Origin of the sequence: Paractinoplanes aksuensis, assembly GCF_024137025.1 — a bacterium.
Classification (GTDB): Bacteria; Actinomycetota; Actinomycetes; order Mycobacteriales; family Micromonosporaceae; genus Actinoplanes; species Actinoplanes aksuensis.
This window is the reverse complement of record NZ_JAMYJR010000023.1, coordinates 199,119-209,706: the sequence shown is the minus strand read 5'-3', so window position 1 is coordinate 209,706 and position 10,588 is coordinate 199,119. Positions and strand designations below refer to the sequence as shown.

Genomic DNA, 10,588 nt, shown 5'->3' with positions numbered 1-10,588 from the left:
CTGCGTCCTTCGGCCCCACCCAGCCGGACCCGATGACGTTGCCCCCGGTAGCGGCCGTGGTCACCGCCGATGCGGTCGCGGTGCTGCCCGCCCGTCTGCGCAACCGGCTGGACGCGGCGGTGACGCAGGCGCTCGGCTGGCCGGCCCTTCGCACCGGCGACACGGTCACGGTCCGGCCCGACGACAACATCACCGTCACCCTCGCCGTCCCCGTGCGCGAGCCGGACGACGCCACCTGCAGCTGCCTGCTGTCACCCCGCTGCCTGCACCGGGCCGCAGTCCTGAGCGCGGCCCCCATCCTGACCGACGACAGCCCACCGCCCGCCGCCGCGGACGCCGGCCTCGTCTCTCCTCAACCTGATGGCCTGGCTCGGGCCGAGCCGAGCAACCTGTCTGTCGGGCCGGATTCCTCCCAGACGACTCCGCCCGAGTCGAGCGATCCGTTTGTCGGCGCGGTGTCTCCTCAGCCAGAAGGCTCGGCGTCGTTCGAGCCGGTTGACCTGTCCGCCGGCCGGGTTCCTCCTCGGCCGGGAGGTTCGGCGTCGTTCGAGTCGAGCGATCCGATTGTCGGCCCTGTCTTTTCTCGGCCGGCTGGCTCGGTGCCGCCCGAGTCGAGCGGCCCGGCCGTTGACGGCGGTGGTGAGCCGGCATCGGGAGACGCCGCGCCGGCGGGGCACGCGGATTCCCCCGACGTCTCAACTGCTTCGCGTGCTGGTGGTCGGGCAGCGGCGTCCGGCGTGAGTCGTGCGCAGCGGGAGGCGGCGGCGGGGCTCTGGGTGGTGGCCGCCGAAGTTTTGACGGCCGGGATTTCCGGTGCGGGCGCGGTGGCCCAGGCCGAATTGTTGCGGGTCGCCCATCAAGGGCGTGTGGCCGGGCTGCATACGGCGGCCGCGGCGGCCGTCCGGGTGGTGGAGCACCTGCGAGCGGCGCGGCGCGAGGATCCGGCCTTCCACCGGGCCGACCTCGCCTCGGACCTGCGCGAGCTGCTAATCACCTGCCACCGCCTCGAGCGCGGTGACGCCTGCGCCGTTGGCGTGTCCCGGCGGGACTACCAGCCTGTCGGCGATCTGCGCCTGTTCGGCCTGTTCTGCGAACCCATCCGGGCGACGACCGGGCACGCCGGCGCGATCACGTATCTGGCTGATACCCAGGCTCGTATCTGGGCGGTGTCCGACGTGAAGCCGGCCGACCCGTCGGTTGCCCTCACCGCCACGCGGGCCTCGGTCGACCTGGGCGAAGTGCGGCTGAGCCACCACGACCTCTCTCGCGGCGGCCTGCGAGCGGTCAACGCCCACGCCGCCGCCTCGGGCCGCCTCAGCCACGGCCGGCAGCGCCAGGCCATCACCGCCTCGGGCGCGACCTGGTTCGACACCCCACTGGGCGCCCTCTGGCAGCAACCCCTCGCCGCCCAGGTCGACCGCTGGCTGGCTGCGACCGCGCAACCACCCCACGAACGTTCCCACGCCCACGACCTGGCCTTCCTCGACGGCACCATCCTCGGCGCCGACCGCCGCGGTCTGCTGCTGGCACTCGACCATCCGCCCACTAACAGCGCCGGGTATGGCTCGTTCCCGGCTTCCCCGGCAGCGGCATTGCCTTCAGATGGTTCGCAGCCGTCCCGGCCGGTGGTGGGGAGTGGGTTGACGGTTGCGGTGGGCGTGCCGCACGAGGATCCGGCGCTGGCCTATGTCGGGAATCTGCGGCTGCTCGCGGAGCACGCGGTGGGGCAGCGGGTGCGGATGATCGGCCGGTTCGCGGGGCCCGGGCGGGTCGAGGCGCTGGCGCTGGCCGCTCGGTGGCTGCCGGAACGGTACGGCGGCCATGTCGACCTCGGTGCGCAGCGGCTGACCCGGGCGGACGTGCCGGGCGGGGCCGAGTCGCCCGGCGTGCCGGCCGAACGGCCGTCGCCGCCGCTGCATCTGGTGCGTCACCAGTTGGAACGGGTTGTGGCCGCCGGGCGGACGGCCTTGCTTTCAGGCGTGGACAACGACGTCCGGCGTCTTGCTGACGCTCACCTGGGCACAGCGTCCGCGGTGGTCGCCGCGCTGGAGGCGGCCGGGGTCCGCCGCACCAGAGATGTCTTCGGGCGGCTCGACCCGCACGACGCCCAACTGCTCGCGGAAGCCTGGCTCACGGCCGCGGCCTACGAACAAGCAGCCGCCGCCGAAGCGACGCGCCAAGCGTGGCGGTGACCCCGGCCACGGCCCGGCTTTGCCGGGGATCCATGGGTCGAGCGGCGGACGACCGCGCCGGGAGTGCGCCCGGCCGTGACGGGGTATGCAGGGGTCCGACGACTCGCGGTGAGAAATCGGGCAAAACGGCGCTCGCGCGGGTTGAGGGTATGATGGCCGCTGCGGTGAACTCGGAGGGGTTCTTAGGTGAACGGCAGGTTAACGAGCTGACTTTTCTACAAATCGTTAACGGGCCGTCGATCACGGGAAGAGGTAGGTTTTGTTTCGCCGATTCGGGCAATGCGGGTCGGCCTGTCGGACCACCGGAAACGCGGGCGTGCAGTGACTGAAGCAGTAATGACCAGGTGTTTCTGGCAACCTCCGATGAGCAAGCAGGTCCCTAAGGTCGAGCTGAAAGTGGCGGTGAAATCCGCCGACCTCCGTTCCCTCGGTGTCGATCTGAAAAGCGGAATGACCCGCCGAATCTATTTCCTCGACACCGCCGACCTCGCCCTCCAGCAGCACGGTCTCATCGTCCGGCTCCGCAGCACCAAGGGGCGGGCCGGCGACGCCGTCGTGAAGTTGCGGCCGGTGCTGCCCAAGGCGCTTCCGGCTTGGTTGCGCAACGACGACGGGTTCGCGGTCGAGATCGACGCGTTGCCCGACAACTACGCGTGTTCGGGCGCGCTCAAGCGCACCCTCGGGCGGCACGACGTGGAGCGGGCGGTCCGGGCCCGCAAGCCGCTGGCCGGGTTGCTCTCCGGCCGTCAGCGTCGGCTTCTCACCGCGTACGCCAATGTGCCTCTCGGCAGTCTGCTGACGTTCGGCCCGGTCGAGGTGCGGCGCTGCCGGTTCGATCTGGCCGCGTCCGACTATCCGCTGGTGGCCGAGCAGTGGACGTTCCCGGACGGCTCTTCGATCGCCGAGTTGTCCACGCGCTGCCTGTCGGCCAAGGCGGCCGATGTGGCGGCTCAGACGTCGAGCGCGTTGCGGGCGCACGGCATCGTGCCGGACGACGAGCCTCAGGTGACTAAGACGGAGGCGACGCTCCGGTATTTCAGACCTCTATTCGCGACCCCATGATCACCGTGTGGTCGCGCGGCAGGCTGAAGTACTCGGCGGCGTCGGCCGTGATGTAGGACGTGGCGATGAACAGGCGCTTGCGCCACGGCGCCATGGTCGGCGACGAGCCGCGGGTCAGCTCGATCTTCGACAAGAAGTAGGACGCCTCGTCGACCGAGATCTGGCCCTCGGTCAGTTCGGCGTCGAGCATCTGCAGCAGGGCCGGCACGTCCGGCGTTTCCATGTAGCCGTAGCGCGCGGTCACGTGGGTGATGCCGTCGCCCGCGTACCCCAGATGGTCGACCACGATGCGCTCGTCGTCGGCCAGCCGCGGCACGGGCAGGGTGTCGATCGACAGCACGACCACGTGCTCGTGCCGCACGTGGTTGTGCTCGACGTTGGCCCGCAGCGCGAGCGGGGCGGTCGCCTTGCCCCGGTTCAGGAAGATCGCCGTGCCCGGGACCCGGCTCAGCGGCCGCTTCCGGTTCTGCATGGTGTCGACGAACTCCCGCAGCGAACCCTCGGCGCGGTCACGTTCCGCGGTCACGATCGCGCGGCCGCGCTGCCACGTGGTCATCACGGTGAACGCGATGACCCCGATCAGCAGCGGCAGCCACGCCCCGTGCACGAGCTTGGTCAGGTTGGCGCTGACGAACAGCAGGTCGATGGCGAGCAGCAGACCGCCCCCGATCACCACCACCCACAGCGGCGTCTTCCAGCGCACCCGGGCCAGATAGAAGAAGAGCAGCGTGGTGATGGTGATGGTGGCGACGACGGCCATGCCGAACGCGTAGGCCAGGGCGGCCGAGCTGCGGAACGCGAACACCAGCACCAGCACCGACACCATGAGAAGCCAGTTGATCCACGGTACGTAGATCTGGCCGATGGCCGTGTCCGAGGTGTGCACGACGCGCAGTCGCGGAAGGTAACCGAGCTGACCGGCCTGGGACGCCACCGAGTACGCGCCGGTGATCACCGCCTGGGCCGCGATCACGGTGGCCGCCGTGGCCAGGATCACCAGCGGTAGCCGGGCCCAGTCCGGCACCAGCAGGAAGAACGGGCTCGAGAACTTGCTCTCGTCGTTCAGCAGGAGCGCGCCCTGGCCCAGGTAGCTGAGCGTGCTGGCCGGCAGCACCAGGCTCAGCCAGCCGATCACGATGGCCTTGCGCCCGAAGTGCCCCATGTCGGCGTAGATCGCCTCGGCCCCGGTCACGGAGAGCACGATCGCGGCCAGCGCGAAGAACGCGATGTGGAAATGCCCGGCCAGAAACCCGATGGCGTACGTCGGTGACAGCGCCTCGAGGACGCGGGGCTCCTGGCTGATGCCCCAGATGCCGGCCGCGCCGATGGCAGTGAACCAGGTGATCATCACCGGGCCGAAGAACTTGCCCACCGCCGCCGTGCCGTGCCGCTGGAAGGCGAACAGGATCACGATGATCACCGCGGTCAGCGGCACGACGATGCTCTCGAGCCCGGGCCGCACGGTCTCCAGCCCCTCGACCGCCGACAGCACCGAGATAGCCGGGGTGATCATGCTGTCGCCGAAGAACAGCGAGGCGCCGAAGATGCCGAGCGCGGCCAGGAACACGGCGCTGCGCCGGCGGTGGGACGAACCCCAGCGGCGCAACAGCGTGATGAGGGCCATGATGCCGCCCTCACCGTCGTTGTTCACTCGCATGACCAGCGTGATGTAGGTGAGGGTCACGATGATCATGACCGACCAGAAGATCGTCGAGACGACGCCGAGGATGTTGCCCTCGCTGATCGGCACCGGGTGCGGGTCGGCCGGGTTGAAGACGGTCTGGATCGTGTAGATCGGGCTCGTGCCGATGTCGCCGAACACCACGCCGAGCGCGCCGATCACGATGGCGGCTTTCAGCTTCTGGTGGCCGTGATGGGGCGCTTCTGGGCTCACCGGCTCATTCTGCGCCCCGATCAGCGGTTCGGGAGGCGTGTCGCGGAGTGTCTCCCGTTACCGCTCCGCGGGGTTTAGCCGGGCTTCGGTCACGATCCGGCCCCGTTCCGAGGAGGGGAAACGTTCGATCATGGCCCGTAACTCGGCCGCCGGAACGTTGGCGCCGAAGGTCTCCGAACCAGGCTCCAGCCGTACGCCCTGGGACAGCGACCCGGCAATCACCGGGTCGAAGCCCAACTGGTCGACGAGGGCCGCGACCGCGGCGACGTCAGCCTCACCGTCACCGGCCACCGCGATCGCCTTGCGCCCGGGCGAGCCCGCCGGAAGCGCGCCCTCCTCGAGATCGTGGTAACCCATGTGGTTGAACGCCTTCACCACCCGCGATTCAGGCAGGAAGGCCTGCACGATCTCGCTCGACGACGTACGCGGGTCGGTCAGATCCTCGCGGATGCCGTCGACCTCCCACCAGTAGTTCATGGCGTCGACCACGAGCTTGCCCCGCAGCGCCTCGACCGGGATGCTCTGGTGCTTGCCCAGCGGCAACGCCAGCACCACGATGTCGGCCCCGGCCGCCGCCTCGGCCGCGGTGACCGGCTCGGCCCCGGGCGCCAGCACGCCGATGATCAGCTTGATCTTGGCGACGTCACCGGAGCCGGCGATGAGCACCCGGTGCCCAGCCGCCACCGCGAGCCGGGCCAGGACGGTGCCCACCTTGCCGGCGCCGAGAATGCCGATGGTCGTCACGAGGTCGCCAGCAGGTCGCGGGTCATCGGGAGCACCTTGCTGCCGAACAGCTCGACCGCGCGCAGCCGGGCGCTGGTGGGCGTCGACCCGGCCCCGTAGATCAGGTCGAAGCGGCCGGCGCCGAGCGCCTTGATCGCCTTGGCCATCTTGCGCGCCACCGTCTCGGGCGAGCCGATGTAGAGCGAGCCGTTCGCCACCTCGTGGTCGAACTCCTCCTTGCGCAGCGGAGGCCAGCCGCGCAGCTTGCCGATGCGGTCGCGCATCACCTTGTACTTCGGGTAGAACACTTCCTTGGCCTCCTCGTCGGTGTCCGCGATGAACCCCGGCGAGTGCATGCCGACCGGGTGGGCCACGGTGCCGAGCTGGTCGGCGGCACGGCGATAGAGATCGACGTACGGGGCGAAGCGGTCGGGGGCGCCGCCGATGATCGCGAGCATCAGCGGCAGACCGTACCGCGCCGTGCGGACGACCGACTGCGGGGACCCGCCGACGCCGACCCAGGTGTCGAGGTGACCCGAGTCGGTCTTGGGGAACACATCGGCGTCGACCAGGGCCGGGCGGGTGGTGCCGCTCCAGGTGACCGGCTTCTCCTTGAGCAGCTCGGCGAACAGCTCGATCTTCTCCTCGAAGAGCACGTCGTAGTCGGCCATGTCGTAGCCGAACAGCGGGAACGACTCGGTGAACGAGCCGCGACCCAGGATGACCTGGGCCCGGCCGCCGGACAGCCCGTCGAGGGTGGCGAAGCGCTGGAACACGCGCACGGGGTCGTCGGAGCTGAGCACCGTCACGCCCGAGGCGAGCTTGATGTTCTTCGTCTTGCCGGCGATGCCGGCCAGCACGGTCTCGGGCGAGGAGATCGCGTATTCGGGGCGGTGGTGCTCGCCCAGCGCGATGACATCGACGCCGAGCTCGTCGGCCAGCACGGCCTCGTCGACGACGTGGCGCAAGGTCGCGCCGTAGGAGAGCAGATTGCCGTTGTCGTCCTCCGGCACGTCTCCGAACGTGTCGAGGCCGAAGGTGATGTCACTCATGTACCCCTCCAAGCTGATTGACGTGTCAATTATGCCCGCTACGATTGACACGTCAATTACAGGAGGTGTGGCCGTGACCACTACCCGGCGCTTCCCGACCCGCGAGGAACTGCGGATCTGGCGCGACTTCATCGAGACCGGCGAGGCCGTCCGCTCCGCCATGGCCGCCCGCCTGCAGCGGGACGGGCTCTCCAGCGGCGACTACACCGTGCTTCTCGCCCTCAGCGAGGCCCCCGGCCGGCGGCTGCGGTCGTCCGAACTCGCCGCCACCGTCGGCTGGGAGCGCAGCCGTCTCTCCCACCACCTGGGCCGCATGGAGAAACGCGGCCTGATCCGCCGCGAGGAGTGCCTGACCGACAACCGCGGCGCCGAGGCCGTGCTCGCCCCGGCCGGTCTGGAGATCTTTCAGCAGGTCAACCGCCCCCACCTGCGCGACATCCGCGAGATCTTCGTCGACGCGCTGACTCCGGCCCAGCTCGAAGCGACCGGCGAGATCATGGCCGCCCTGCGGGAGCACCTGGCGCGGGAGTAGAAAGGTGGTCATGGCTCGTATCGCGGTGACCGGAGGCAGCGGCAAACTCGGCCGCGCCGTAGTGCAGGACCTGCTCGACCACGGCAACCAGGTGGTCAACCTCGACACCGGGGGCAGCCCCGACGTCCGGGTCGACCTCACCGACTTCGGCCAGGTGGTCGGCGCGCTGACCGCGGTCGACGACCGGTACGACGGCATCGACGCCGTCGTGCACCTGGCCGCCGTCCCGGCCCCCGGCCTGCGCCCCAACGCCGCGATCTTCCACAACAACGTGCCCGCCACCTACAACGTCTTCGAGGCGGCCCGCGTGGCCGGCATCAAAACGGTGGTCTGGGCGTCCAGCGAGACCGTGCTCGGTCTGCCGTTCGAGAGCACCCCACCGCCGTACCTGCCGGCCGATGAGAACTACGAGGCCCGCCCCAACTCGGCGTACTCGCTGGGCAAACACCTCGAGGAACAGATGGCGGCCCAGTTCTGCCGCTGGGACCCCGACCTGACGATGATCGGCCTGCGCTTCTCGAACGTCATGGAACCCCACGACTACGCGGCCTTCCCCGGCTACGACGCCGACCCCCACCTGCGCAGCTGGAACGCGTGGGGCTACATCGACGCCCGCGACGGCGCCCAGGCCGTCCGCAAGGCCCTGGCCTACAACGAGCCCGGCGTCGAAATCTTCGTGATCGCCAACGCCGACACAGTGATGACCCGCTCCAGCGCCACCCTGGCGGCCGAGGTCTTCCCCGACCTCCCCCTCACCAAAGACCTGGCCGAACACGAAACCCTGCTCAGCATCGACAAGGCCCGCCGCCTCCTCAACTACGAACCCGAATTCACCTGGCGTACGGAAGTCTGAAGCGCGCGACAGCCGGAGCCCCGCCCACCAGGTCGGCGGCGAGTTCGCCGATGGCGGGGGTGAATTTGAAGCCGTGGCCCGAGAAGCCGGCCAGGACGACCAGCGGGCCGGTGCGGTCGATGACGAAGTCGCTGGTCGGGGTGGTTGTGTAGGTGCAGCTGATCGGAGTGGTGGCGTCGGGGTCGACGCCGGGGAGCCACTCGCGGGCGTAGTCGCGCAGCTGGGCCGCGCTCCGCGGTTCTTCCGCGTAGTCGCGGTGGTCGGGGTCTACCTCGGGGCCGGTGCCGTGGAAGCCGGCCTTGATGCCCTCGCCGGGGGTGGCCAGGCCGTAGACGCCCAGGTCGGGGCGGTGGTGGATGAAGCTCGGCCACTCGGCCGCCGGGTCCAGCGGGGCGAAGTGGGCCGGTTGCTCCTGGGTGACCCGCACCTGCAGCAGGCCGGGCAGCAGCTTCGGGGTCCATGCGCCCGCGGCCACCACGACGCGGCGGGCGCGCAGCGTTTCGCCCGCCGTGACCACCTCGACGTCGTCGTCACCCCGGACGGTCACCGACAGCACCGGGGTCTCGTGCCGCACCACCGCGCCGCGGGTGATGGCGGCGGACTGCAGGGCGGCCACCGCGTTGTCGGCGTGGACGCGGCCGGTCGACGGATGGAAGAAGACCGGGCCGGTGAAGCGCAGCCCGGGCCACCGGGCCGCCGCCTCTTCGAGGGCCATCCACTGGCCGGGGACGCCGGAAGCGGCCAGCGCGCCCGCGATGTCTTCGATGGGGGCGAGCAGGCCGTGGTCGACTCCGCCGGTCAGGTCGAGCAGCGGGTGGCCGGTCTCGGATTCGAGTTTGTGCCACAGGTCCAGGGCGCGGCGGGCCAGGGCGATGTAGTCCGGCTGGGCGTAGGCCAACCGGAAGATCCGCGACGCCCCGTGCGAGGCGCCGTGGGTGTGGCCGGGTGCGAAGCGTTCCAGCAGCACCACGTCGGCGCCGCGGCGGGCCAGGGACCAGGCGGCGGCCGAGCCCATCGCCCCGCCGCCGACGACGATCACGTCGGTCATGGCAGTTCCAGGTGTTCGCGCAGCGTGGTGCCGGTGTAGGCGGTGCGGTAGAGGCCCCGCTCCTGCAGTTCTGGCACCAGTTTGTCGACGATGTCCTCGATCGTGCCCGGCAGTTCCTGGGGCAGGATGTTGAAGCCGTCGACGGCGTGGCTGTCGTGGTAGCGCGTCCACTCGTCGGCGATCTGGCCGGGGGTGCCGACGAACGCGTTGTGCTGCGGGGTCACCTGGATCACGGTGTCGCGGATGGACAGTCCCAGCTCACGCCACGCGGCGATGCGTTCCGCCTTGCCGGTGCGGAACTCGATCGGGATCGTGCCGCGGGACGGGTCGAGCTCGCCCTCGGCCGGCTCGATGTCGGGCAGCGGGCCGTCGGGGTCGTACCCGGAAAGGTCTTTGCCCCAGTACTGCTCGAGGAACGCGATGGCGCGCGAGCCGGTCGTCTGCTCGCGCCGGATCCACTCGGCCTTGTCGGCGGCCGCAGCCGGCGTGTCGCCCAGCACAACCATGGCGCCGGGCAGGATGCGTACGGAATCGGGGGATCGGCCGTAGCCGGCGAGCCGGGCCCGCAGGTCGGCCGCGTACGCCACGGCCTTGTCGTAATCGGTGTTGGCCGAGAACACGACATCGGCGTGCCGAGCCGCCAGATCACGCCCACCCGGCGAGTCCCCGGCCTGGAACAGCATCGGCCGCGCGGCGACAGTCGGCGGTGCATCGATGTCGATCACCTCGTTGTGAAGCGAGTACGAGGAGCCGGACCACAGCGCTTTCGCCGCGGTCACGAATTCGTTGGCGCGCGAGTAGCGGAGAGAGTGCGGCAACCACCCACCGTTGCGGAAGTTCTCACCCGTCCACGCGTTGTCGGTCGTCACGATGTTCCAGCCGGCCCGTCCGCCCGACACCACGTCCAGGCTGGCCAGGCGCCGGGCCAGATCAGCCGGATAGTTGTAGGTCGTGTTCTGCGTGGCGACCAGGCCGAGGTGCGTCGTCTCCGCGGCCAGGGCAGCCAGCTGGGTGATGGCGTCAGGCCGCCCGGCCACGTCCAGGTCGTAGACGCGCCCGCGGTTCTCGCGCACCCGCAGCCCTTCGCCCAGGAAGAACGCGTCGAACAGCCCGCGCTCCAGCGTCCTCGCCGTGGCCACGAACGTGTCGATATGCGTGTGCGGCGCGAAGTTCGGTGCGGTCCAGATCAGTTGCGGCCCGACACCGGTGAAGAAGAGTCCGAGATGCAGCAC

The 10,588-nt window shown here is 70.2% G+C and carries 9 protein-coding genes; 4 read left to right on the top strand and 5 right to left on the bottom strand.

Annotated features, from left to right (window positions below):
* The first annotated feature begins 212 nt into the window (after nt 1–212).
* Together M1L60_RS21780 and M1L60_RS21775 are read left to right on the top strand one after the other, a co-directional pair.
* A complete protein-coding gene (locus M1L60_RS21780) occupies nt 213–2,192 on the top strand; it encodes an SWIM zinc finger family protein (RefSeq protein WP_253239303.1) in 1,980 nt (659 codons plus the stop codon).
* A 450-nt stretch (nt 2,193–2,642) separates the two neighbouring features.
* Entirely contained in the window at nt 2,643–3,254 is a 612-nt protein-coding gene (locus M1L60_RS21775) for a hypothetical protein (protein WP_253239302.1), read from the top strand.
* Here the strand turns inward: M1L60_RS21775 and M1L60_RS21770 are convergent.
* The 3 genes from M1L60_RS21770 to M1L60_RS21760 are packed head-to-tail and all read right to left on the bottom strand — an operon-like array spanning nt 3,229 to nt 6,923.
* Nucleotides 3,229–5,148 (bottom strand): potassium transporter Kup, encoded by a 1,920-nt coding sequence (locus M1L60_RS21770; RefSeq protein WP_253239301.1) that lies wholly within the window; start codon nt 5,146–5,148, stop codon nt 3,229–3,231. The two genes, M1L60_RS21775 and M1L60_RS21770, sit on opposite strands and share 26 nt — an antisense overlap.
* Before the next feature lie 57 nt (nt 5,149–5,205).
* Complete coding sequence (locus M1L60_RS21765; protein ID WP_253239300.1) at nt 5,206–5,892, bottom strand: NADPH-dependent F420 reductase; 687 nt, start codon at nt 5,890–5,892, stop codon at nt 5,206–5,208.
* Nucleotides 5,889–6,923 (bottom strand): LLM class flavin-dependent oxidoreductase, encoded by a 1,035-nt coding sequence (locus tag M1L60_RS21760; RefSeq protein ID WP_253239299.1) that lies wholly within the window; start codon nt 6,921–6,923, stop codon nt 5,889–5,891. Before M1L60_RS21760 ends, M1L60_RS21765 begins: the two co-directional genes overlap by 4 nt.
* A gap of 73 nt (nt 6,924–6,996) precedes the next feature.
* Here M1L60_RS21760 and M1L60_RS21755 point away from each other — a divergent pair, with 73 nt between their 5' ends.
* On the top strand, nt 6,997–7,455 hold the full coding sequence (locus M1L60_RS21755) for a MarR family winged helix-turn-helix transcriptional regulator (RefSeq protein WP_253239298.1): 459 nt from the start codon (nt 6,997–6,999) through the stop codon (nt 7,453–7,455).
* Nucleotides 7,456–7,465: 10 nt separating this feature from the next.
* Nucleotides 7,466–8,308: an NAD-dependent epimerase/dehydratase family protein gene (locus M1L60_RS21750; protein WP_253239297.1), complete on the top strand. Its 843-nt coding sequence runs from the start codon at nt 7,466–7,468 to the stop codon at nt 8,306–8,308.
* Here the strand turns inward: M1L60_RS21750 and M1L60_RS21745 are convergent.
* Both M1L60_RS21745 and M1L60_RS21740 read right to left on the bottom strand, forming a co-directional pair.
* Entirely contained in the window at nt 8,286–9,356 is a 1,071-nt protein-coding gene (locus tag M1L60_RS21745) for an FAD-dependent oxidoreductase (RefSeq protein WP_256516806.1), read from the bottom strand. The genes M1L60_RS21750 and M1L60_RS21745 overlap by 23 nt on opposite strands.
* Entirely contained in the window at nt 9,353–10,588 is a 1,236-nt protein-coding gene (locus tag M1L60_RS21740) for an LLM class flavin-dependent oxidoreductase (RefSeq protein WP_253239296.1), read from the bottom strand. The genes M1L60_RS21745 and M1L60_RS21740 overlap by 4 nt, the downstream gene beginning before the upstream one ends.

Coding starts and splice junctions, on each gene's coding strand:
- M1L60_RS21760 (WP_253239299.1), bottom strand. CDS start 6,923: ATGAGTGACATCACCTTCGGCCTCGACACGTTCGGAGACGTGCCGGAG.
- M1L60_RS21750 (WP_253239297.1), top strand. CDS start 7,466: ATGGCTCGTATCGCGGTGACCGGAGGCAGCGGCAAACTCGGCCGCGCC.
- M1L60_RS21745 (WP_256516806.1), bottom strand. CDS start 9,356: ATGACCGACGTGATCGTCGTCGGCGGCGGGGCGATGGGCTCGGCCGCC.
- M1L60_RS21775 (WP_253239302.1), top strand. CDS start 2,643: ATGACCCGCCGAATCTATTTCCTCGACACCGCCGACCTCGCCCTCCAG.